Here is a 22,135-nt window from a genome sequence, read left to right on the forward strand (position 1 = left end):
CGCCCCCTCACGGCTCTCGCTGCCGCTCATGGAATTCAGAGATATTCATCAAGGTTGGATGGTGTGCCACTGAACAGGTGGCCAGATAGTTCATGCCAGGAGGGCGTGAACCGGACGAGTGCTACGAATTTAACGACCACCAGGATATCCCATGAATACCAGTTCCATGACCATAGGCAAAAAACTCACCGCCGGCTTTGCCGTGCTCGGTTTGATGGTCGCCTTTATCGGCGGTTTTTCCCTTGTCCAGTTTGGCAACATGAATGATGTTGCCATCCGGTTTACCGACAGCATCTTGCCAGCGGTCAATCGCACCAGCGCGATCGGGGATTCTCTCGGTGAGTTGCGTCGTTATGAGCTGGGTTATTTCGTGGTGGCTGCCGAGCCGCTGAAAAGGGCTGAATATCGGAATATTGCCAGTCAGCAGCTTAACGCGATCGCGCAGCAGCTGATTGCCCATGACAAGACGATCTGGCCTGAGGATGTGGCGGAGCGCCGTACCTTCGATACGGTGAAATCTGACTGGGATCGTTACGTCGCCCTGCACCAGCGAGTCCAACAGCTGCAAGACAGCGATCAGCTTGCCGAAGCACAACGCATCTTCCTTGAAGAGGGGGTTCCCCTTTACACCGCGCTGAGCAAGTCAGTGGCCTCCCTTATCCAGATTAACCATGGTTATGCGTCTGAATCCCGCAGCGATATTGTCGACTCTTATCAATCCGCCAATCTGAGTGTCACCATCGCGCTGGTACTCGGTCTGATCCTTGTGGTGGTGCTCTCCGTGGTACTGACCCGCCAGATCCGCGACCCGCTGATCATGCTGGCCCGTCAGGCCCAACGTATTGCCAATGGCGATCTGGGTCAGGGCGAACTGCAGCAGTGGATCCGTGACAGCCGCTTCAACCGCGATGAACTGGGTCAGCTGGGTTCCGCCATCAACCGGATGCAGGGCTCCCTCTCCGATCTGGTGAGCGAGATCGCCGGCTCCGTGAGCCAACTCAGCAGCGCAGTGGAGGAGGTGAGCGCCATCTCCAGCCAGTCCGCCAGCGGCATGGCCATCCAGCAGAACGAAGTCTCCCAGGTGGCGACCGCCATGAACGAGATGCAGTCCACCGTCAACGAAGTGGCCCGCAACACCACGGATGCCATGAGTGCCGCCAAGGATGCCTCCCGCACCTCCGCTGCCGGCAGCGAAGTGGTGCGCAGCTCCATTGCCAGCATTGAAGAGGTGTCGGTCAAGATTGAGCAGGCGGGTACAGTAGTGCAGCAGCTGGAGGCCGACAGCGCCAACATCAGCGTGGTGCTGGATGTGATCCGCGATATCGCCGGTCAGACCAACCTGCTGGCCCTTAACGCGGCCATCGAAGCGGCCCGTGCCGGTGAGCAGGGGCGTGGTTTTGCGGTCGTTGCGGATGAAGTGCGTTCATTGGCCCAGCGGACCCAGGACTCCACCGCCGAGATCAGCAAGATGATCGAGCTGTTGCAGAGCCGCGCCGCCGAGGCGGGCAACGCCATGCAGCTGAGTCGTCACCAGATGCAGGAGAGTGTCGGTCTGGCACGGGATGCCGGTACCAGTATCGAGACCATCAATGGTGCCGTGGTGCGCATCACCGACATGAACACCCTGATCGCCACCGCCACCGAAGAGCAGAATGTGGTGACCGAAGAGCTCAACCGCAGCATCGTCAATATTCACAATGCCGCTGACGAGAATGCCCAGGGCGCTCATCAGATCGCCCAGGCTTGCGTCGAGCTGAGCAAGCTGGCCAACACCCTGCACCATATGACCCAGCGCTTCACCCTCTAAGGGTTGATGCATGGATAACAGAAGGCCCCGCCAATTGGCGGGGCCTTGTTGTTTCTGGGGTTGTGGAAGGGCTCAGTTCAGGCCGATTATCTCGCCGTTCTCATCGATATCGATATGGCGATAGGCAGGCAGACTGCCCAGCCCCGGCATGGTCATGATGGGGCCCGCCAGCGCATAGACGAAGCCGGCACCGGCGCAGAGCTTCACCTCGTCGATGGGCACCTCGAAATCGGTCGGTACCCCTTTGAGGGCGGGGTCGTGGCTGATGGAGAGCGGCGTCTTGGCCACGCAGATGGGCAAGTGATCCCACCCTTCGGCGGAGAGCTGCGCCAGCTGCTGGCGGGCTTTGTCGGAGAGCTGCACTCCGCGGCCGCCGTAGCCGCACTCCACCAGGGTCGCCAGTTTGGCGTCGAGGCTCGCCTCGTCGGGGTAGAGCAGTTTCACCTTGCCGGGTTGCTCGCAGGCGGCCGCCACGGCGCGGGCCAGCTCGCTGGCACCGGCACCACCCTGGGTGAAGGCGTTGGAGATGGCTGCGCCACAGGCACCGGCTTGCTGCGCTTCATGGGCCAGCAGCGCCAGTTCGGCCTCGCTGTCGGTGGGGAAGCGGTTGATGGCGACCACCACCGGCACCCCGTAGCGGCGGGCGTTCCGGATATGCCAGGCGAGGTTGGCGCAGCCCTGCTTGAGGGTTGGCAGATCTTCCCCCTGCAGGCTGGCTGGCAGCGGCTGGCCCGGGCGGATATCGAGCAGGCCGCTGTTGGCCTTGAGGCCGCGCACCGTGGCCACCAGCACCACGCAGGCGGGGGTAATACCGGATTGGCGGCTCTTGATGTTGAAGAACTTCTCCAGCCCCATGTCGGAGCCAAAACCTGCTTCGGTTACTACATAGTCGGTCAGACCAAGGGCGATGCGATCGGCGATCACCGAGGAGTTGCCGTGGGCAATATTGGCAAAGGGGCCGGCGTGCACCAGCACCGGTGTCTGCTCGGTGGTCTGCATCAGGGTCGGTTGCAGCGCATCTTTGAGCAGCACCGTCATGGCGCCCGCCACTTCCAGCTGTTCGGCGGTAATGGGCTTGCCGTGGATATCGCGGGCCAGCTGGATGCGGCCGATGCGCTGGCGCAGGTCTTTCAGATCGCTCGCCAGCGCCAGAATGGCCATCAGCTCGGAGGCGGCGGTGATGACGAAGCGATCGCTGCGCTCCACCCCATCGGCTGCGCCACCTTGACCTATGGTGAGGTGGCGCAAGGCGCGGTCATTTATGTCGAGGGTGCGCGGCCAGAGGATGTTGTCGGCATCGATATCGAGCCGCGGCAGGCCGGTTTTGGCGGTGAACTCTGCACCCAGTTTCTGTTCGTGGAACAGGCGGGCATCGAGGGCTGCCGCCGCCAGATTGTGGGCTGCAGTCAGGGCGTGAAAATCGCCGGTGAGGTGGAGGTTCATCTCCTCCATCGGCACCACCTGGGCGTGGCCGCCACCGGCAGCGCCCCCCTTGACCCCGAATACCGGGCCGAGGCTCGGCTGGCGGATGGTGGCGATGCTGGGCTGGCCGATATGGTTGAGCCCCATGGAGAGGCCAAGGGTAGTCACCGTCTTCCCTTCACCGAGTGGGGTCGGGGTGATGGCGCTCACCAGTACCAGCTTGCCACTCTGCTTGGGCTGAGACGTGAGCAGGTCGAGGCTGAGTTTGCCTTTGTAGTGGCCATGAGGGCTGAGCTGGTGCTGGGGGATGGCGAGGCGTTCGGCCAGCGCGTGGATTGAGAGACGGGGGGACTGGCGGGAGATCTCGATATCGCTTAGCATCAGCACCTCGTTGGCATATCGGGGTAAAATATGCGGCGCAGTCTAGTGGAATATAACGGGTAATCCAATGACGAAAACGATTTTATTTGGTGAGGGTGAGGTTCGTCAGAATCCTGTTCGGCTGGATCTCAACGCACTCTATCATCCCCCGAAGCAGCCGATGACGGCGCTGGGGATTGTCAGCGCGCTGGTGCCGTTGTTCGGTTTCGGCTGGCAGGCGATGACCCAGGACCCCGAAACCCAGCTGCGCCACGAGATCCGCAAACGGGTCAACAAGCACAAGACCGACGAGGCAAACCTCATTTTGATCCTGCAGCTGGCCGCCATGTTTGACTGCCCCGAGATTGAAGTGGCGCTCCCCTATGCCCTCAGTGAGCAGCAGTTGTCGGTGATACGCACCCGTTTGCCACGCTGGCAGTTGCACCCCGAGCAGGCGCGTCTGCTGGCAACGCTCGCCCCCGCAGCGGCCCCCAGCCAACGTTAGGTTGTCTGCCGGGCCAGCAGGCCTGAAAGTCAGAGCAAACCGTCAGCGTTGACCATCAGGTCGGCGCATCCCACTGTTGCGGGGCGAGATAGCGCTCCTGCACGAACTCGATAAAGCAGCGCACCTTGGCCGAGACGAAGCGGCGGTGCGGATAGACCGCATAAAGTCCCACATCTCCCTTGTCCCACTCCGGCAGCAGGCTGACCAGCTGCCCTGACCGCAGGGCCTCCCCCACGATAAAGGTGGGCTGCAATATGATGCCCTGATCATCACAAGCGGCGCGGGTCAGCGCCACCCCGTTGTTGGCCCGCAGCGGCCCCTGTGGCCGGATGCTCTGCTGCTCGCTTCCCCGTTTGAAGTGCCACTCCGGCTGGGTCAGGGTGTAGATCAGACAGTCGTGCTGCTTGAGATCCTCGGGTTTTTCCGGTCTGCCCTTGCGCGCAAGATAGGCGGGGCTGGCGCAAAGCTCGACCCGAATGGTGGCAAGCTGGCGCGCCACCAGCGAGGAGTCGCTGAGGTGGCCGATCCGCAGCGCCAGATCGAACCCCTCTTCCACCAGCGCTACCCGCCGGTCGCTGTACTCGATATCGAGCTTGAGGTCGGGAAAGCGCTGGCGAAACAGCGGCAGGGCGGGGGAGAGGTGCAGATAGCCAAAGTCCATCGGCACCGAGAGCTTGAGGGTGCCGTTGGGCTGCTGGTTGTGGTGGGTCAGCTGGCTGTGGGTCTCTTCCAGCTCTGCCAGCAGGGCGAGGGAGCGCTGGTAGTAGAACTGGCCCGCTTCGGTGGGATTGACCTGACGGGTAGTACGCGACAGCAGCCGGGTGGCGAGGGACTCCTCCAGCTGCTGCATCAGTTTGGAGGCCATGGCGACCGAGATGCCGAGCTGGTTGGCGGCCTTGGTAAAGCTCTGGCACTCCACCACCTTGATAAAGGTGCGCATGGCGGCGATCTGGTCCATTTTCCATCCTCAGTAAATAATGAATTTAATAAATCACTGATTATTCATCTTCAGAACGAGGTTAGCATTTTAACCACTGATGTGAACCCCAAGATGAAGGAACGAACGGATGAAAATGACCAAGGCTCTGCTGGCCTCCTGCCTGTTTATGGCTACCCCTCTGATGGCGGCGGATTACGATGTGGATGCGGCGCACACCACGGTGCAGTTCAAGGTGGGTCACCTGGGCTTCTCCGAGCTGGTGGGTCGCTTCAACACCTTCAGCGGCACCTTCAGCATGGATGACGCCAACCCGGCGGCCGCCAAGGCGAGCTTTGAAGTGGATGCCGCCAGCGTCGACTCCAATCACGAGGCCCGCGACAAGCACCTGCGCAGTCCGGACTTCCTCGACGTGAAGCAGTATCCCAAGATGACCTTCGTCAGCTCCGCTTACGAGGGCACCAAGGATAAAGGCGTGCTGAAAGGGACTCTGACTCTGCACGGCGTCTCCAAGGAAGTGGCCTTCGATCTGGTCAAGATCGGTGAGGGCAAGGATCCCTGGGGCGGCTACCGCAGCGGCTTCAACGCCTCCACCACCATCAAGCGCAGTGACTTTGGCGTGAACTACATGTTGCCCGGCATCCCGGACGAGATGAACATCAACCTGTTTGTCGAAGGCGTGCGCAAGTAATGGGCGCGGAACTTCTGCTGCAAACCCTGGCGGCTCCTCTGGGAGCCGCTTTGCTATCGTGGCGCTGGCCGCGACTGGGTTATCTGTGGGGCGCGCTTGCGCTCTGGCTGGTGGGCTCCTTGCTCGGTGGCCTCTATGGCATACCGGAAAAGGCGTGGCAGTGGCTGCCGCTAACCCTGTTGGTCCCCGTCATCGCGGCTCAGGTGAACGATCTGCGCGGCTCGCTGCTGCTCTTTGCCGTGATCAGTGCGCTGGTGTGGTGGCAGGGATTGGCATCGGTACTGGCGAGCGAACCCGGGATCTGGCTGGCGCTGCTGCCCGCCATCCTCTGGTTTGGCTGGAGCACCTTGCGCGGTGACAGCCGCGAAGGGCTCGGGTTTGCCCTCGGCTTTATCTGGCTGGCGCTGGTGATCGGCATCGATGGCAGCCTGCTGATTGCCCAGCTGGCCGGTGCGCTGGCTGCTTTTGCCGGTTTTCGCGCCCTGCTTGCCACCTTTGTTGGCATCAAGGTAGCACCCGCCGGTCTGGCGCTGGCCCTCGCCTTCGTCCAGATGCTGGCCTGGCAATATGTGGAGGTGCCGCTGGTGGTGTTGCTGCCGGTCTGGTTGCTGCCGCTGCTGGAGTGGGCGTTGCGTGACAAACCGTGGCCAGTGCGTTGGGGTGGGTTGATCTTGCTCGCTGCCGCGGGAACCGGGCTCAGCCTGTGGTGGGTGTGGCCTGCTGCTTCTTTGTACTGATTTTTGCATGAAAAACAGGCAATTACAGTCATTTTTGCATACTCGCTCATACTCTTGGTAGATAATGATTGAGCCCCATATGTGTTTCAGATAAAAAGGATTTTCATTTTATTTGGACACACACAGAACCCGGCCGCGCCGGGTTCTGTTTGCCTGCTTTGCGGCACATAAGGAGGCCACAGTTGCGCAGTCAAGGATCTGAGCATCTGTTTTTTCGCCATTTCACCGGACAGGGACGTATCGATGGTCTCTGCATTCTGCTGGTCACTCATCTGCTTCCCGATCGCCCCCGTTTTATCGACGCTCTCGGTCAGATTGGACGGATTGGCGCCATTTTACCCAAACCGAAATCGGTACACGGCCCGACCCTGGAGTGGGTATCCCAGCACTATCCGGTGCTGCCCCTCAACCGACGCTGGACCAATGAACCCGACAGCATCATCCAGCAGATTGCACCGCTGGTGGCCCCCCACGAGCGGTTGCTGATCCTCGATATTGGTGGTTACTTTGCCAAAACCCAGGTGATCTTGAGTGAATACTTCGGCCCCCGTTTCCTCGGGGTGGTGGAGATGACCGAGAACGGCCATCAACGCTATGAGCAGGAGGTGCTGGCGACCCCTGTGGTGTCGGTGGCTCGCAGCCCCCTCAAGCAGGCCGAGGATATCCAGATTGGTTTGAGCGTGGTCTACTCCGCGGAGTCGCTGGCTCGTAATCTCAACCGTACTTTCAACGTCTGCGAGGCGGCGCTGTTTGGCTATGGCAAGGTGGGGCGTAGCATCGCCCGCGACCTGCGCTGTCGCAACCTCCATCTCGGGCTGGTGGAGACCGATGTGCTGCGACAGGTCGAAGCGCTCTCTCACGGTTTTCGCTTGATCACCAAGGCCGAGGCGTTGAGCCGCGCCGAGCTGGTGATCTGCTCTACCGGCAACGGCTCGCTGGATTTGGCGGATCTGCAGGCGCTGCGCCCCGGCACCATGGTCGCCTCGGTCACCTCGGCCGACGACGAGTTTGCCTTCTCGCTGGCCCAGTTGCCGTGGCCGAGCGAAGAGGTGTGCCCCCATGTGCTGGCCCTCAACCGGCCGGATGGTACCCAGATCTACCTGCTCAACCGGGGCGAGGCGGTCAACTTCGTCCATGGCGCCGTGATTGGTGAATATGTCTATCTGGTGCTGGCGGAGATCATGGAAGGGATCCGGATGCTGGCGGCAGGCCCTCTTGCTCCCGGCCTGTTCGAGCTGCCAGAATCGGCGATGCGTACCATTGCCCGCCATTGGCTGGCCGATTTTCATGGTGTTGATCAGCACTGATTTGACCAAACCGGGATCGGCCATTGGGCAGCGGTACGCCACTTCCCGCCATTGGCCGATTTTTTATGGAGTCACTCATGACCGAGTCTGAAACCCTGATCAGCAAACCCCGCATCGAAATCCGCTACTGTACCCTCTGTCGCTGGATGCTGCGCGCCGCCTGGCTGGCGCAGGAGCTACTATCCACCTTCGACAGCGATCTGGGGGAGGTGGCGCTGGTGCCGGCCAGCAAGGGGGAGTTCCGCATTCTGGTGAGCGGGGTGCAGGTGTGGGATCGGGTGGTCGATGACGGCTTCCCCGAGGCCAAGGAGATCAAGCAGCGGGTGCGTGACGTCATCGCCCCTGAGCGGGATCTCGGCCACTCGGATCGCAAGGCGGCCGAGTAACGCCAGATGGGCCGAGTGCCTCGAAAAGGTACTGAGCATGAGAGCGAAAGGAGAGGGAGGTGATGGCCTCTCTCCTTTTTTGCATTTGGCTGTTTGCCTGGCGCCTGCAGGGTTATAAGCGCGGCTCGGCCAGATGACTGCCGATATAGCGGGCCCGCTTGTGGGACTTGATGCGGCTCACATCGACCCACACCAGCCCGTCGATGCAGTGGTTGAAGTCGGGGTCGATGCCAAAATCCATAAACTGCACTCCGCCCGGCTCGCACAGTTCGGAGTACTGCTTGTAGAGGGTGGGGATGGCGCAGCCCAGATTGTCGAGACGGGCCTTGAGTGCTTTGAGATCGGCGCCGTAATCCACGCCCTCGAACAGAGGTTGCGTCTCGGGGTAGGGACGGCGGGAGGGGGCTAGCGCCAGCTCGGGGGCAAAGTGCTGGCGGTAGAAGCTCACCAGCAGATCCTTGGCCGCCGGCGGCAGGCTGCCGGAGAGCGACACCGGGCCAAACAGGTAGCGGTAGCGGGGATAGCGGGCCAGATAGGCTCCGATGCCGAACCAGAGATAATCGAGCCCCCGCTTGCCCCAGTAGGCGGGCTGGATAAAGCTGCGGCCAAGCTCGATGGCCTGCTCCAGCCGGGGCAGCAGCTTATCCTCAAAGCCGAACAGGGTGTGGCTGTAGAGGCCATCCTTCCCCTTGCTGGCTAGCAGCTCGGCCACCGGGGCGAACCGGTAGGCGCCGATAATATCGAGTCGGGCCGGATCCCAGAGGATCAGGTGGTGATAGTCGTTGTCAAAGCCATCGAGATCCCGCCGCTTGCCGGAGCCTTCCCCCACTGCGCGAAAGGCGATCTCCCGCAGTCGCCCCAGCTCGCGCAGGATCACCGAGTGGCTCAGTTCGTGGCGGCGGTAGAGGTAGATCCCCTGACCATCCGGGGTGGTGCCGAGCTGCTCGCAGCTTTCGATGGCCTGTTTGAGCTGGCGGCGATCCTCCGGCAGGGCGATGGGGGCCTCGGTCTGCAGGCGCCCCGCCTTGCCACGGCCAATCCGGTAGAGGTGGTTGCGCACCAGCCGCGCCGCCGTCTTGGCGGGCAGGTCCTGAAAACTGCCGAGTGGAATGCGTGCCCCTATGGTCACCGGCAGGGTTTGCCCCTGCTGGCGAAACAGCTGGCGTACCAGCAACAGGGCGGAGGCGGGCTTGTTGAGCCAGGAGGCGAGATAGAACCAGAGGCTATTGCGTCCCCCCAGATGGATGGGCACCAGCGGGGTGCGGGTGCGCTGGGCCAGCTTGATAAAGCCTGCCTGCCAGGGGCCATCTTTCACCCCCTTGAGGCCAAGCCGGGATACTTCACCTGCGGGGAAGATCACCAGCGCCCCTTCATGGGCGAGGTGTTCGTTCATGGCGAGGATGGCCTGTCGATCGGTCTTGCCCTCCATGTTGTCCACCGGCAATAGCAAAGGGTGCAGCGGCGCGAGCTGGGCCAGCAGCTGGTTGGCGACGATCTTCACATCGGGTCGGATGCGGCCGAGCAGTTGCAGCAGCGCCAGTCCGTCCAGCGAGCCGATGGGGTGGTTGGCAACAATAATGACCCGGCCGCTGGCGGGAATATGCTCCAGTTGCGCCTCGCTGACCCGATAGTCGAAATCGAGTTGGGTCAGCGCCTGCTCGACAAAGTCGAGGCCGCGCAGGTGCGGATAGCGTGCGGCAAAGTCGGCAAAGGCCTGCTCGTTGAGCAGCCAGCCCAGCAGTCGCTTGAACAACGGGGTAAGCAGGGGGTAGCCAAGCAGGCGGGGGAAGTGCTGGGTCAGCAGGGTATCGATAGTGAACATCTGGAGGGCTCCGGCGATCCGTTGCTCCCAGCATGATGTGACACTGTTCCCGCGACATGTCAGCGGGATGACAGTTTGATGGCAGTGGCAGCCAGTTGCCCCTGCGCGACTCTCCCCGGTTTCCCTTTGTTGATGGGTGATGGCCAGATAGCAAGGGGGGGGCCGGCAAACCGGCTCCCCCTTTTGCCCTGGTAATGACAGCTACCGATTAACCGCGCCAGGCTGCGGTGAGGCGCACCAGCTCCACCAGGGTGGCGACCGATTTCTCCATCGATTGCAGCGGGATGAACTCGTGCTTGCCGTGGAAGTTGTGGCCACCGGTGAAGAGGTTGGGGCAGGGCAGGCCCATAAAGGAGAGGCGGGCGCCATCGGTACCACCGCGAATGGGCTTGATTTTCGGCACCACGTCGGCGGCCTCCATGGCGGCCTTGGCCAGCTCGACAATATGCATGTGCGGCTCGATCTGGCTGCGCATGTTGCGATAGCTGTCGGTCAGGGTCAGCTCGATGCGGGCCTTCGGATACTCGGCCTGCAGGGCGGCCACCCGGTTCTGTATCTCGGCTTTGCGTGCGGCAAAGTGCTCGTCGTCGAAGTCACGGATGATGTAGTGCAGGGTGCTCTCCTCCACGGTGCCGCTCATCTGGGCCAGATGGAAGAAGCCCTCATACCCGTCGGTGCACTCTGGGGTCTGCTCGGCAGGCATGGCGGCGTGGAAGCGGGCGGCCAGGGTTTGGCTGTTGATCATGCTCCCCTTGGCGGTGCCGGGGTGGACGTTATTGCCGATAAAACGCACCGTGGCGCTGGCGGCGTTGAAATTTTCATACTCCAGCTCGCCCAGTTCGCCGCCATCCACGGTATAGGCCCACTTGGCCGGGAATCTCTCCAGCGGGAACAGGTTGGCGCCACGGCCAATCTCTTCATCCGGGGTAAAGCCGACCCAGATATCGCCGCGCGGGATCTCGGGGTGGGCCTGCAGGTGGTCGATGGCGGTAAGGATTTCGGCAATGCCTGCCTTGTCGTCGGCGCCCAGCAGGGTGGTGCCGTCGGTGGTGATGAGATCCTGACCCAGATAGTTTTTCAGGAAGCGGTAGTCACGGATGGCGAGCACCTCGTCACCCTTGCCAAGGCAGATGTCGCCGCCCTGATAGTTCTCAATGATTTGCGGTACTACGTGCTCCGCCTCGTAGTCGGCGGTATCCATGTGGGCAATCAGGCCGATAGCGGGGGCGTCCGGCTGGTTGCCCGGCAGGCAGCCGGTGAGGTAGCCGTGCTCATCCAGGGTGACCCGGGTTAGCCCCAGCGCCTTCATCTCTTCTTGCAGGGCGCGGGCAAAGATCAGCTGGCCTTCGCTGCTGGGGCAGGCTGGATTGGTCTCATCGGAGCGGGTATGAAAAGTTACGTAACGCAGAAAACGCTCAAGCAGGGTATCCATTAGTCAGCCTCTAACCGATTGTGAGCGGTCATTGTGGCTAATCCGTGCGGGGCACTCATTGCGTCAGCGCAGGTTTTTCCCATTTTTTGACGCAAGGGAAGAGCGGCGAATGTGCGGCGCGCGGGGCAACGTCCGGGAGGGAGATCGCATAAATGTGGCATTTATTGCGATATTTAGGCGCTGGCGGTGGCGGCCAAATTCCCCTCAGCGACCGCACAGCAAGGCGTCAGCCCAATCATGGCGTTTTCACACACTTTTCAAGGGGAAACCGGGCTGTCGCATAACCTGCGCCATCCCAGAGCCCGCCTGCCCGCCAGCAAGATTTGATCGACTTATTAAAAGGGGATTTTGAACACTATTTTTTATTGTCACTGCCCGCGGTAAGTGTGTACACTCCGCGCCGATCCAAGGGCAACCCTGAAGCAGGCAGAGCCGCCAGAAACCCGACCGATCATACGCCTATAGGGCGAGGCACGCAGAAACGACAGACACTGCTGGGGAATGGTTTCTTTAATACCGGTTAGGCTCCGGTATCAGGGAGAACAACAGACTCTCATCCTTCATTTGACCGAGTGGGCCACCGGCTCATCATCTTCCCTTGTCATGGGCGGTCACTGACGGTGAGGTGGGCTGTGGTTGTTGTCGTCTATCAACACGCATGCGTGCTGGCGCCTTCGCTTCTCTTCCTTGGAACCCTCTCCTTCTGTCGGGATCGCTGCCGAATGATGAACTGACGGCGTGGCTGATGTCGTCTGTCATCAAAGTACCGCGGCGCCACGGCATAGTGGCACCGCATACCGTTGAGCTTGATGTAAAGCCACCAGCCCCACATCAAGACTCGTTACTTCCCCAAGATCCACCAGGCAGCCTCTGGCTTGCCGCGATGTGCAAAGCGTTGGTTTGGGTGGCTGCGTCTCGTGATGGCAGCGCTCGCCTTACTCTGCACTAGATGGTCTGGATGTGATTGAGGGTAACGAAGGCGACTTTGGGTCGCTCATTTGCGAGGCATAGCCCATGACTAACTGGTCCAGCAAGGACTCCTTGAAGGTCTACAACGTTCCCTACTGGGGTGCGGGTTTTTTCAATATCAATGACGCCGGTCATGTGACCGTCGCCCCCGACAAATCACGCCCTGACGCGCATATCGTGCTCTCTGACGCCATCGAACAGTTGCGTCAGTCCGGGCTGACCACCCCCGTGTTGCTGCGCTTCCCTGACATCCTCAAGAGTCGGGTCGATGCGCTGTTCAACGCCTTTGGTCAGGCCATCGAGAAGTCTGGCTATGAAGGGGACTACCTCTGCGTTTACCCGATCAAGGTAAACCAGCAGCGTCGTGTCATCGAGACCATCAGCCAGTCCTACAGCGACAAGCCCCGGCTTGGCCTGGAAGCTGGTTCCAAACCGGAACTGCTGGCCGTGCTGTCCCATCACCATGAGCAAGGCTCGGTGATCGTCTGCAACGGTTACAAAGACCGCGAATATATCCGCCACGCCCTCTTGGGCAACCTGATGGGCCACAAGGTCTACATCGTGGTGGAGAAGCCCTCCGAACTGGAAATGGTGCTGGACGAGTCAGCTCGTCTCAACATCAAGCCCAACATCGGGGTGCGTGCCAAGCTCGCTTCCACCGGCTCCGGCATGTGGGAATCGAGCGGTGGCTCCATGTCCAAATTTGGTCTCTCCGCCTCCCAGATCCTGGCGCTGATCGAACGTCTGCGCGGGCTGGGCAAGCTGGATTGCCTGCAACTGCTGCACTTCCATCTGGGCTCCCAGATCGCCAATATCCGCGACATTCAGGGCGGCATCCGCGAGTGCGGCCGTTTCTATGCTGAACTGCGTCGCCTCGGTGCCAACATCGAGGTAGTGGACGTCGGTGGTGGCCTGGGCGTGGACTACGAGGGAACCCGTTCCCAGAGCCACTGCTCCGCCAACTACAGCCTCTCCGAGTACGCCAACAACGTGGTATGGGGCATCGGTGATGTCTGCCGCGAGTTCGATCTGCCGCACCCGACCATCATCAGCGAGTCCGGCCGTGCCCTGACTGCCCACCACGCCGTGCTGGTCACCAATATCATTGGTGCCGAAGGGGTGGAGATGAACGACATCAGCGCGCCGGACGAAGATGCACCGACCATTCTGCAGAACATGTGGAAAGGCTGGCTGGATCTGCGCAGCGAAGATCCCTCCCTGCTGGAGATCTTCCATGACTCGGTGGCAGATCTGGGTGACGTGAATACCCAGTACACCATGGGCCTCTTGAACCTTGAACAGCGTGCCTGGGCCGAGATGCTGCACCAGAACACCTGTCTGGCACTCAAAGAGATGCTCAACCCGGTCAACCGCAACCACCGTGCGCTGGCTGACGAGCTGAGTGAAAAGCTGGCGGACAAGTGCTTTGCCAACTTCTCCCTGTTCCAGTCCCTGCCGGATGCCTGGGGTATCGGTCAGGTATTCCCGGTGATGCCGCTGGCTGGTCTCGATCGTCCGCTTAGCCGTCGCGGTATCCTGATGGATATCACCTGTGACTCCGACGGTCAGGTCGAGCACTATGTCGACGGTCTGGGGGTCGAGAGCACCCTGCCAATGCCGGTCTACGGCGAGAACGAAGAGTGCCACGTCGGCTTCTTCCTGGTCGGTGCCTATCAGGAGATCTTGGGCGATCTGCACAACCTGTTCGGTGACACCCACTGCGCGGAAGTGTGGCTGGACGAAGAGGGCAAGATGGACATTCGCAACGTGGTGCGCGGCGACACCGTCGACCAGCTGCTGCGTTACGTCAACATCGACCCGTCCGTGATCCGCGAAAACTACCAGCGGATCGCCGCTCACCCGGCGCTGGACGATGCCACTCGCAAAGCCCTGCTCGACGAGCTGGAGCTGGGCCTGCAAGGCTACGCCTATCTGGAAGACGAATAAGCGCCCGCGCTTGACGTTCGCCGTGAAGGCATAAAAAAGGGAGGCATTTGCCTCCCTTTGTCCTATCTGTTTCTCCTGTGGTGGTCAGGTCTGCGAGCTCAGCGCCTTGTGCAGATCCCGCTGCAACTGCTGATTGTCGTCTCTTTGCAGCTCCACAATACCCAATTGCAGTCCCTGCTCGATGGTGAGCGACCCATTCAACATGGCGTTGATGGCGGCTTCACTCAGCAGCATCACCCGGTCTTTGGGGTTTGGGCCGCTGGTGTGCAACTGGAGCAGTAGGGACTCCTTGCCTCGTACTCTGGACCAGAGTCCTGAGTCGATAAGCAGGATGGAGATCCCGCCGCCTACCTCTGCCTGCTGGAGTCGACGTTTGAGGGTTTGGAGCCATGCCTGGCTACGGGAGAAGCCGGCTTCGCCTGTCAGGGCTGCCAAGGGGGGCAATTGCTCACGGCTCACCGCAGTCGCTGTTGCCATGGCAATATTGACCGTGCCGGGCCAGCTCTGTTCGAACGGATTGGGATAAAGGGCATCATAACCACAGCTCTGCCCCATCCCGGGGATGAGGCAGAGCAGGACCATGCATGCGCGCAAGGTGCGTTGCATCATGGCGTCACTATGTTGAACCAGAAGTTGAACTTGTCGAGCAGGCTGATGAAGTCACTGAACTTCTGCTGATCCCCCTCGATCTTGATCTCGCCGTTGGCGATCTTCTGCTCCATGGTGCCCTGACCGAGCTGGATATCATCCAGCGTCTTCTTGCTCAGGGTAATGGTCACATCAGGCTTGGCGGCATAGCGGGTTGTGTGGTTGAGCACCGAGTTCTCCAGACTCAGGGTATGTTTCTCCCCGATGTCGGTGAACGCCATGTTGATGACCATCTTCTTGCCCGCCGCTTTCTCGGGATTAATGCGCACCGAGAGATAGTCAAACAGCATGCTGGGGCTCATGGCCCGGATGGTGTCCGGTGAGGCGGTGACTGTTCCGCCAACATTGGGAACGCCATTGCGCAGCTCATAGGCGCCTTGCAGATAGACGGAGCGCCACGGGCCGGATTCAGCCTGATAGCCCAGCTGCTCCAGTGCATCTGCCAGCAGCAGCTTGCCCTCTGTGTTGTTCGGGTTGGCAAACACCAGATGTTTGAGCACTTCTGCTACCCAGCGATATTCCCCCTTGTCGAACGAAGCTTTGGCTTTTTTCAGTACCTCCTGCTCGCCCCCCATGAACTCGATATATTTGGGGCCGACCATTTCTGGGGGCAGGTTGTCGAGATCGGAGGGGTTGCCGGAGTACCAGCCCATATAGCGCTGATAGATGGCGCGGCTGTTGTGGCGCAGGGTGCCGTAGTAACCGCGGTTCGGCCAGAAGTCGTTGAGCTCGGGGGGGAGGGTGATCTGCTCGGAGATCTCCTCGCCGGTATAGCCCATGTTCATCAGGCGCACCGACTGGTCGTGGATGTATTTGTAGAGGTCACGCTGCTTCTTGAAGTAGTCGACGATGTTGGTATTGCCCCAGCGTGGCCAGTGGTGGCTCTGGAACTTGACCTCGGCCTGATCACCCCAGGTTTCGATGGTCTCGTTGAGAAAGCTGGCCCACTTCAGCGCATCGCGCACCTGGGCGCCGCGCAGGGTGAGGATGTTGTGCATGGTGTTGGTGGTGTTTTCGGCCATCCACAATGCTTTGCTGTCCGGGAACCAGGTGTTCATCTCGGCCGGGGCTTCGGTGCCCGGGGTCATCTGGAAGACCATCTTGACGCCATCGACCGTCAGCGTTTCACCGGTTTTGGTGATAAAGCGGGTCGGCAGCAGCAGCGAGGGCACGCCGGTGGAGGTGGTTTGCCCCAGACCGCCGTTGACGCCCCCCTGCGGGTTGCGCGGCAGCAGGGCGCCGTACATGTAGACGGCGCGGCGAGCCATGGCATTGCCAGCGATGACGTTCTCCGACACCGCGTGTTCGGTAAATCCTTCCGGCGCGATGATCTCGACGCCGTTCTTTTTCACCTCGTCCAGCGAGTTGAACAGACCGGCGGCACCGCCGTAGTGATCCACGTGGGAGTGGCTGTAGACCACCGCGGTGACCGGGCGCTCCCCTAGGGTCTTGTTGATGAAGGCCAGCGCCGCCTTGGCGGTTTGCGGGGAGATCAGCGGATCGAACACCAGCCATCCCTTGTTGCCTTCGATAAAGGTGATGTTGGAGAGATCAAAGCCGCGAATTTGGTAAATCTTGTCGGTGACCTTGAACAAGCCGTACTGCATGTTGAGCTGGGCATTGCGCCACAGGCTGGGGTTGACGCTGTCCGGCGCGGCCTTGTCGAGGCCGATGTAGCTCTTGTACTGCTCCAGATCCCACACCACGTTGCCCTTGTCATCCTTGATGGTCAGGGTCTCCGGTTTGGCGATAAAGCCACGCTGGGCATCCTCGAAATCCTGCTTGTCATTGAAGGGCAGGGTATTGAGCACCTGCTGGTTTGCCTTGATGGTAAATTCACTGGCAGGCTTGGGGTCGATGGCGGCCTTGGCCGACTGCACAAGTGCAGGCTGCACAAGCAGTGCGCCACAGAGCAAGAGCGAGAAAATCGTGGGGGTGGAAAGCCTCGGTTTCATCGGTATGACTCCAGATGGTGGTGTGGGTCGACAGGGCTAAGTGTAGTCAGGCTCAAGGCAGGGAAGAGAAGAAAGGAGGACTTGCGCTGCACAACGCCATCCGGGAGGAAAACTGCGGGAGTTGCGTCCGCAGGAGCACTGCCGTTGCACATCTTGATCTGTATCAAGATAGGTCGCAGCGGGTTGTCTTACGGTCAGGAGTGATGTTGATGGGATGTAACAAAAGGATGTGCATATGGAACTGAAAAGGGACCCGAGATGCTATACCGACGTCTGTATCGACGGTAAGTGGGATCACTACGACCACTGCAGCACTAACGTCTACATGCTGATGGGAGGCGCTGCGCCGAGCCTTCAGCTGGCCTATGAGCCGAGCAGCGAAGAGGAGCTGATCGAGATGCTCCAGCAGCTGGGGCGCTTCTGACTTACCGAATTGATATCTTGCCATATGGCCATCGGGCGCGTTGCCACGATGGCCACCACTCTTCACTGCTGTACCTTATCTCAGCGGGTTTTATTACCCAATAACCCCTTGCCAATCTCCAGCATGGCGACGGCTGCGGCATAGCTGCTATCGGACTTGCCTATCTCATCCGCCACGTAGAGAAAATTGGATTGGTACTTCTCGACGGCCTCCCGTGGAGTGGTCGCGTCAATAAAGTCCTCCTCCACCTCGAATCCTTGGGTCAGCAGTGCCGCCTTTTCACTCAGAAAAGTCGGTGATGCCATGTCGATAAAGGTGTATTGCTGCCGATTGGACGCCGGAATGGTAAAAAACTGGTATCTGGCCATGGGTAAATCCTCGCTTGAAGCGGGTGATAGATGACGTGACGCTGGTTTTAATCTGTGGCTCGCAGGCGGCTTGCTTGCCTCGACGTCGCAGACTGTGCGTGTCAGGAATGCCGCATTTTGTTTTCGTTCGAGACTACTTTGTTGGCGTTTGCCCGGCAAGTGGGAGCAGCGATTTTCTGAATGATCCGCTCAACCTAGATGTTGTCGGGAGATGCGAGACCGGGATAATGCCGGGCTCACGTTGAGCCCGGCTTGTCAGCGCTCTGTTACAGCACGAAGCTCTGTACCATGGCGCGCAGCTGTTCGGTGAGCTGGTGGATCTGGCGGGCGGCATCGCGGGCGGCGTTGGCCACTTGCAGCGCCTCGTCACTGCCATCGGAGATGCGCACCACATTGCGTTCGATCTCGTTGACCACGGCGCCCTGCTGCTCGATGGCGCTGGCGATGATGGCGTTGGTATCGACCATCCGATCCACCTTCTCGGTGATGGCGCCGAAAGCCTGTTTTGCCTCCTGCGCCAGCCCGACCCCCTCCTGCGCTTCATGGCTAGCCGCCGACATGGCGGTGACCGAGGCGCGGGCGCCGGATTGCAGCTGTTCAATCATCTGCTGGATCTCGACGGTGGCCCCCTGGGTGCGGTTGGCAAGAGACCGCACCTCGTCGGCCACCACCGCAAAGCCGCGACCCTGCTCACCGGCCCGGGCCGCTTCGATGGCAGCGTTGAGGGCCAGCAGGTTGGTCTGTTCGGCGATGCTACGGATCACGCTGATGACGCCGCCAATCTGGCTGCACTGCTGCTCCAGTAGGCCTATGGTGTCGGCGGTGCGCAGCACTTCGCGGTTGATATGGTCGATGGCCTTGATGGTGCGCTCCACCACATCCTCGCCCTGACCGACCACGTTTTGCGCCTCCTGGGTCATGCGGGCCGCTTGCAGGGCGTTGCCCGCCATGTCTTGTGAAGTCGCAGCCAGCTCCTTGATGGCGGTAGCGACCTGATGGGTCTCCCCTTGCTGATCGGCAATGACCTCCTGCGAGCGGCAGGTGCGCGCTTCGATCTCGGTAGCGCTCTCCACTACTGTGACGCCATTTTCCCGCACTCGCAGCATCAGGGTGCGCAGGGTCTCCAGGGTCACGTTGTAATCCCGGCTGATGGCGGCCAGCTCATCCTGACCGACGATCTCGATGTGCTGGCTGAGATCCTGGGCGTTGACCCGGGCGGCGATATCACGCACCCGCCCTACGGTGTCGCGCAGGGAGAGATAGGCGCCGATCATCAGGTAGAGGTAGAGCAGCAAGCTGGCGGTCAGCGGCGCTGTGACCCACCAGAAGTGGAGCTGGTTGGCGGCCAGCCGCTGATGTAAGTCGGCCTCCAGCCGCTGGCGTACCTGGCCTGCCAGCGCGGTGATAGCCTCGTCCATCTTATCCCCCAGTGCCTGCACCTCCTTGGTGGAGAGCTGCACCAGCTGATCCTTCATCATCTTGTTTTCCATGGTCTCGACCCCCTGACGCACCAGCTGTATCAGAGCATCGGTCTGCTGGCCCAGTTCGGCGCGATAGGCCGGTTCAATCTGGTAGAGCAGGGTCAGATCGGCCTCCAGCTCCTGCAGAGTGGCGCTGATCAGGTCGAGACGAAAACGCAGGCCGCTGTAGCCCTCTGCCTGAAACAGGCCGAAATCGGCGATGGTGGCGGCGCGATCCCGCACCTGAGCCAGCAGGTCGCGCAGCTGCGGCAACCGCTCGCTGGCGAGGATCACCATGTAGTAGGTACCGAGCGCCGGATCCTGGATCAGGCTGCTACTGGCGGTAATGTGCTTGTAGAGGTGGCGCACCTCGGTCAGCAGCTTGTCGTGGCGCAGGTTGCTCTGTTCCACTTCCAGCTTGCCCGCTTCACTCTGCAGGGCGGCCCAGCCCTGCTGGATCACCTCAAAGGAGGGGTTGTTCTGGCGGGTGTCGGCAAAGGCTTGCAGGCTCTGATCAACGGCTTGTGCGGCTGCCTTGACCTGATCATCACCGACCGGATCCACTTCATAGGCGTGACGGGTTACCAGATTGCGATGGGTGAGCAGGGCTTGCTCGATAGCGGGCACGGGGGTGAGATTGGCCACTCCCGCCAGCTCGCGGTTGGCCTGGACGTTGTCATCATGCAGCCGCCCCAGCAGATTGGTCATGCTGTAGGCCAGTGGCAGCAGCATCAGGCAGGACCAGAGCAGGAACTTGTATTTGAAGGAGAGCTGATTGCCCAGCCGGATGGCGGGGTTGAAAATCCATTTCATGTTAAGCCTCGATACCTGAGTGCGGGCGTGATTCGTGTTGCCTGAATAGTACTCCGAGCGGCCTCCCTTGGGTGATGGCCGGTTGCAAGTTGTGATCCCCTTGGCTTTTTACTTCCGGGCGGGGGCGCCGTCAGCCGAGCCAATAGAAAACGGGCCACCCGAAGGTGACCCGCGGTCGATAAGGGGAAACCGATCAGTTGAACGCCAGGAAGGGCGAGACGCAGAGCAGCAGGCCGGTGACGATGATGATGTAGAGGGAGGTGCCCTTGTACTTGTGCAGCGCCGGTACCTGATAGACCAGATAGGCCGGGATGAGGCAACCCACCATACCGAAGATGGGGCTGCAGATGGAGGTGAAGCTCAGTACCGGTGCGTTGAGCACGATGGCACCCCAGGAGAGCATGACGGTAAACACCATGATCCCTTTGCCTACCAATCCTTTGTTGATGCGGTTTTCCGGCAGCACCCGGCGCAACAGGTTCATCGCCAGACCCTGACACGCTTCACGGAAACCGAGGTAAACGCCGAAGTAGGCGGTCATCACCGCGAAGATGTTGAGGGTGAGGCTGAGCAGCTTGAGGGTCTGGCCGGGCATCCCCTGGGCTACCATGGCCAGCGCGGAAATGTTCTCTTCAGAGGCTTTGACCGCCTGATCGTGGCCCATGGCCAGAGTGAAGGAGACCGCGTAGAAGAACACCACCACGAACAGGATGCCGAAGGCGATATTCATGGCGCGCATCGCCTTGAAGCGGGCTACTTCCAGCGACTTTTCCCGCGAGCGGTAGGAGATCACCATGGGACTCAGGCTCTGGATAAAGAGGATGGAGGTGAGGGTAAAGGGCAGCATGATGATGGCATCCTTCATCCAGTCACCGGCGGCGGGCATGGCGGTGATGTTGGCCGCATCCCACTTGTCCACCATCATCAGGCCGAGCACCGCCACCACGCTGATCTTGGTCAGCACCATAAAGGTGGAGATCTTGAACAGCAGGTTTTCACCGCGCGAGGCCAGTGCCACCAGACCGCAGATCAGCACCAGACCGTAGAGCGGGTTTTCGGAGAGCAGGCCGTCGGTGACGCCGAAGCTCTGCAGGAAGGAGGCGCTGTCATTGGTGATGGCGGTGGAGTAGACGAAGACCCAGATCACCAGCATCACGAAGTAGAGCGCGCCGAGCAGCACACCCCAGTTCTTGCCAAGGTAGCCGGTGATGACGCTGGGGTAATCCTTGCACTCCGGCGAAGTGGCTAGGGTGTTGATAAAGAGGCGCTGGAACATGTACATGGCGGGGTAGCCGATCACCGCCGAGAGCAGAAAGACCCACAAGCCCATCAGACCCACCTGTACCGGCAGGAAGACGATCCCTGCGCCGATGGCCATGCCGATGCTCATGATGATCCAGCCCCAGTCGGTGCTGTCGAAGCGAACCGCTTCTTTCCATTCCAGCGTGCCCATCACGGGGCTGGCGAGTGTAGTGCTATGCGCGTCCATTAAAACCTTCTTTTTTGTAGGGATGTGGGAAATCGGCGCAAATATAGTTGAATAAAACTGTCATAAACAATGCCCATAAGAGTACTTTTGTTCAAATCAGGATGGTGATCACGGTTTATATTGAGGCCGAAAGGTGCCTTTAAACGCCATTTTTGTATCTTTTTGTTGAATGGATAAAATAAAAAGCAAATAATGTTGAACGGAATGAGATTCATGATTGCAAAAAAAATTGCACAAACAGGAGTGGCTATATGAAACGCATCATCACAGCAGCAGCGGCACCTGACGCTATCGGTCCCTACAGCCACGGCACTGCCTATGGCGACCTTATCTTTACCTCCGGTCAGTTGCCGGTCTGCAAGCAGCAGGGTGGTGTGGTGGAAGGGGGGATTGCCGCCCAGACCCGCCAGTCACTGGAAAACCTGAAATCCGTGCTGGAAGCCGCTGGCGGCTCGCTGGATACCGTGCTCAAAACCACCTGCTACCTCGCCGAGATCAGCGATTTTGCCGCGTTCAACGAGGTCTATAAAGCCTATTTCCAGAAAGATTGTCCGGCGCGCAGCTGCTTCGCAGTGAAGGATCTGCCGATGGGCGTCAAGGTTGAAGTGGAAGCGATCGCCCATATCGCTCGTTAATGCTGATAAAAAGGTTCAAGT

Annotated in this window: 18 protein-coding genes; 9 read left to right on the forward strand and 9 right to left on the reverse strand. The window is 60.3% G+C overall.

The features are described 5' to 3' along the window. The first annotated feature begins 151 nt into the window (after positions 1–151). Positions 152–1,807, forward strand: a complete 1,656-nt coding sequence (locus ACB035_RS03770; protein ID WP_371166719.1) for a methyl-accepting chemotaxis protein — start codon at positions 152–154, stop codon at positions 1,805–1,807. Positions 1,808–1,879: 72 nt separating this feature from the next. Here ACB035_RS03770 and ACB035_RS03775 read toward each other — a convergent pair whose 3' ends face one another. Continuing rightward, on the reverse strand, positions 1,880–3,610 hold the full coding sequence (locus ACB035_RS03775; RefSeq protein ID WP_371166720.1) for a formate--tetrahydrofolate ligase: 1,731 nt from the start codon (positions 3,608–3,610) through the stop codon (positions 1,880–1,882). Between the two features lie 67 nt (positions 3,611–3,677). Between ACB035_RS03775 and ACB035_RS03780 the strand changes: the two genes are divergently transcribed. Next, the gene (locus ACB035_RS03780; protein ID WP_323894859.1) at positions 3,678–4,094 is read left to right on the forward strand and encodes a hypothetical protein; all 417 of its coding nucleotides are present in this window, start codon (positions 3,678–3,680) and stop codon (positions 4,092–4,094) included. Between the two features lie 55 nt (positions 4,095–4,149). Here ACB035_RS03780 and ACB035_RS03785 read toward each other — a convergent pair whose 3' ends face one another. Further along, positions 4,150–5,052 carry a LysR family transcriptional regulator gene (locus tag ACB035_RS03785; RefSeq protein WP_005334412.1) on the reverse strand — a complete coding sequence of 301 codons (903 nt, stop codon included), beginning with the start codon at positions 5,050–5,052 and terminating at the stop codon, positions 4,150–4,152. Between the two features lie 109 nt (positions 5,053–5,161). On the opposite strand from ACB035_RS03785, the gene ACB035_RS03790 reads away from it, so the two are divergent. The 4 genes from ACB035_RS03790 (at position 5,162) to ACB035_RS03805 (ending at position 8,152) form a co-directional block, all read left to right on the forward strand. Next, on the forward strand, positions 5,162–5,722 hold the full coding sequence (locus tag ACB035_RS03790) for a YceI family protein (protein ID WP_194495818.1): 561 nt from the start codon (positions 5,162–5,164) through the stop codon (positions 5,720–5,722). Continuing rightward, a complete protein-coding gene (locus tag ACB035_RS03795) occupies positions 5,722–6,459 on the forward strand; it encodes a hypothetical protein (protein ID WP_371166721.1) in 738 nt (245 codons plus the stop codon). Before ACB035_RS03790 ends, ACB035_RS03795 begins: the two co-directional genes overlap by 1 nt. 182 nt (positions 6,460–6,641) lie before the next feature. Then, a complete protein-coding gene (locus ACB035_RS03800) occupies positions 6,642–7,766 on the forward strand; it encodes an adenosylhomocysteinase (protein WP_064340983.1) in 1,125 nt (374 codons plus the stop codon). A gap of 77 nt (positions 7,767–7,843) precedes the next feature. Then, positions 7,844–8,152, forward strand: coding sequence for a SelT/SelW/SelH family protein (locus ACB035_RS03805; RefSeq protein WP_043821170.1), 309 nt, complete (start codon positions 7,844–7,846; stop codon positions 8,150–8,152). Between the two features lie 112 nt (positions 8,153–8,264). On the opposite strand, the gene ACB035_RS03810 is transcribed toward ACB035_RS03805, so the two are convergent. Together ACB035_RS03810 and pepT are read right to left on the reverse strand one after the other, a co-directional pair. Further along, positions 8,265–9,974, reverse strand: a complete 1,710-nt coding sequence (locus ACB035_RS03810; RefSeq protein ID WP_371166722.1) for a lysophospholipid acyltransferase family protein — start codon at positions 9,972–9,974, stop codon at positions 8,265–8,267. A gap of 208 nt (positions 9,975–10,182) precedes the next feature. Continuing rightward, entirely contained in the window at positions 10,183–11,406 is a 1,224-nt protein-coding gene (gene pepT, locus ACB035_RS03815; RefSeq protein ID WP_371166723.1) for a peptidase T, read from the reverse strand. A gap of 1,014 nt (positions 11,407–12,420) precedes the next feature. On the opposite strand from pepT, the gene speA reads away from it, so the two are divergent. Beyond that, positions 12,421–14,322 carry a biosynthetic arginine decarboxylase gene (gene speA, locus ACB035_RS03820; RefSeq protein ID WP_005344160.1) on the forward strand — a complete coding sequence of 634 codons (1,902 nt, stop codon included), beginning with the start codon at positions 12,421–12,423 and terminating at the stop codon, positions 14,320–14,322. Between the two features lie 84 nt (positions 14,323–14,406). Here speA and ACB035_RS03825 read toward each other — a convergent pair whose 3' ends face one another. Beyond that, complete coding sequence (locus tag ACB035_RS03825; protein WP_371166724.1) at positions 14,407–14,931, reverse strand: hypothetical protein; 525 nt, start codon at positions 14,929–14,931, stop codon at positions 14,407–14,409. Further along, on the reverse strand, positions 14,928–16,925 hold the full coding sequence (locus tag ACB035_RS03830) for an alkyl/aryl-sulfatase (protein ID WP_371166725.1): 1,998 nt from the start codon (positions 16,923–16,925) through the stop codon (positions 14,928–14,930). Before ACB035_RS03830 ends, ACB035_RS03825 begins: the two co-directional genes overlap by 4 nt. Positions 16,926–17,160: 235 nt before the next feature. Here ACB035_RS03830 and ACB035_RS03835 point away from each other — a divergent pair, with 235 nt between their 5' ends. Then, positions 17,161–17,349: a hypothetical protein gene (locus tag ACB035_RS03835; protein WP_371166726.1), complete on the forward strand. Its 189-nt coding sequence runs from the start codon at positions 17,161–17,163 to the stop codon at positions 17,347–17,349. Between the two features lie 80 nt (positions 17,350–17,429). On the opposite strand, the gene ACB035_RS03840 is transcribed toward ACB035_RS03835, so the two are convergent. The 3 genes from ACB035_RS03840 to ACB035_RS03850 form a co-directional block, all read right to left on the reverse strand. Continuing rightward, positions 17,430–17,717 carry a hypothetical protein gene (locus tag ACB035_RS03840; protein WP_005361772.1) on the reverse strand — a complete coding sequence of 96 codons (288 nt, stop codon included), beginning with the start codon at positions 17,715–17,717 and terminating at the stop codon, positions 17,430–17,432. A gap of 266 nt (positions 17,718–17,983) precedes the next feature. Further along, complete coding sequence (locus ACB035_RS03845) at positions 17,984–19,990, reverse strand: methyl-accepting chemotaxis protein (RefSeq protein ID WP_371166727.1); 2,007 nt, start codon at positions 19,988–19,990, stop codon at positions 17,984–17,986. Between the two features lie 193 nt (positions 19,991–20,183). Further along, complete coding sequence (locus tag ACB035_RS03850) at positions 20,184–21,479, reverse strand: amino acid permease (protein ID WP_021229327.1); 1,296 nt, start codon at positions 21,477–21,479, stop codon at positions 20,184–20,186. Between the two features lie 251 nt (positions 21,480–21,730). Between ACB035_RS03850 and ACB035_RS03855 the strand changes: the two genes are divergently transcribed. Further along, positions 21,731–22,114 (forward strand): Rid family detoxifying hydrolase, encoded by a 384-nt coding sequence (locus ACB035_RS03855; RefSeq protein ID WP_005344164.1) that lies wholly within the window; start codon positions 21,731–21,733, stop codon positions 22,112–22,114. The last annotated feature ends 21 nt before the right edge of the window (positions 22,115–22,135 follow it).

This window comes from Aeromonas sp. S12(2024) (assembly GCF_041402305.1).
Classification (GTDB): domain Bacteria; phylum Pseudomonadota; class Gammaproteobacteria; order Enterobacterales; family Aeromonadaceae; genus Aeromonas; species Aeromonas veronii.

Excerpts from the sequence above, each read along its gene's own strand:
- ACB035_RS03770 (WP_371166719.1), top strand. The coding sequence starts at position 152 with ATGAATACCAGTTCCATGACCATAGGCAAAAAACTCACCGCCGGCTTT.
- ACB035_RS03775 (WP_371166720.1), bottom strand. The coding sequence starts at position 3,610 with ATGCTAAGCGATATCGAGATCTCCCGCCAGTCCCCCCGTCTCTCAATC.
- ACB035_RS03780 (WP_323894859.1), top strand. The coding sequence starts at position 3,678 with ATGACGAAAACGATTTTATTTGGTGAGGGTGAGGTTCGTCAGAATCCT.
- ACB035_RS03785 (WP_005334412.1), bottom strand. The coding sequence starts at position 5,052 with ATGGACCAGATCGCCGCCATGCGCACCTTTATCAAGGTGGTGGAGTGC.
- ACB035_RS03790 (WP_194495818.1), top strand. The coding sequence starts at position 5,162 with ATGAAAATGACCAAGGCTCTGCTGGCCTCCTGCCTGTTTATGGCTACC.
- ACB035_RS03795 (WP_371166721.1), top strand. The coding sequence starts at position 5,722 with ATGGGCGCGGAACTTCTGCTGCAAACCCTGGCGGCTCCTCTGGGAGCC.
- ACB035_RS03805 (WP_043821170.1), top strand. The coding sequence starts at position 7,844 with ATGACCGAGTCTGAAACCCTGATCAGCAAACCCCGCATCGAAATCCGC.
- ACB035_RS03810 (WP_371166722.1), bottom strand. The coding sequence starts at position 9,974 with ATGTTCACTATCGATACCCTGCTGACCCAGCACTTCCCCCGCCTGCTT.
- pepT (WP_371166723.1), bottom strand. The coding sequence starts at position 11,406 with ATGGATACCCTGCTTGAGCGTTTTCTGCGTTACGTAACTTTTCATACC.
- speA (WP_005344160.1), top strand. The coding sequence starts at position 12,421 with ATGACTAACTGGTCCAGCAAGGACTCCTTGAAGGTCTACAACGTTCCC.
- ACB035_RS03825 (WP_371166724.1), bottom strand. The coding sequence starts at position 14,931 with ATGATGCAACGCACCTTGCGCGCATGCATGGTCCTGCTCTGCCTCATC.
- ACB035_RS03830 (WP_371166725.1), bottom strand. The coding sequence starts at position 16,925 with ATGAAACCGAGGCTTTCCACCCCCACGATTTTCTCGCTCTTGCTCTGT.
- ACB035_RS03835 (WP_371166726.1), top strand. The coding sequence starts at position 17,161 with ATGGAACTGAAAAGGGACCCGAGATGCTATACCGACGTCTGTATCGAC.
- ACB035_RS03840 (WP_005361772.1), bottom strand. The coding sequence starts at position 17,717 with ATGGCCAGATACCAGTTTTTTACCATTCCGGCGTCCAATCGGCAGCAA.
- ACB035_RS03845 (WP_371166727.1), bottom strand. The coding sequence starts at position 19,990 with ATGAAATGGATTTTCAACCCCGCCATCCGGCTGGGCAATCAGCTCTCC.
- ACB035_RS03850 (WP_021229327.1), bottom strand. The coding sequence starts at position 21,479 with ATGGACGCGCATAGCACTACACTCGCCAGCCCCGTGATGGGCACGCTG.
- ACB035_RS03855 (WP_005344164.1), top strand. The coding sequence starts at position 21,731 with ATGAAACGCATCATCACAGCAGCAGCGGCACCTGACGCTATCGGTCCC.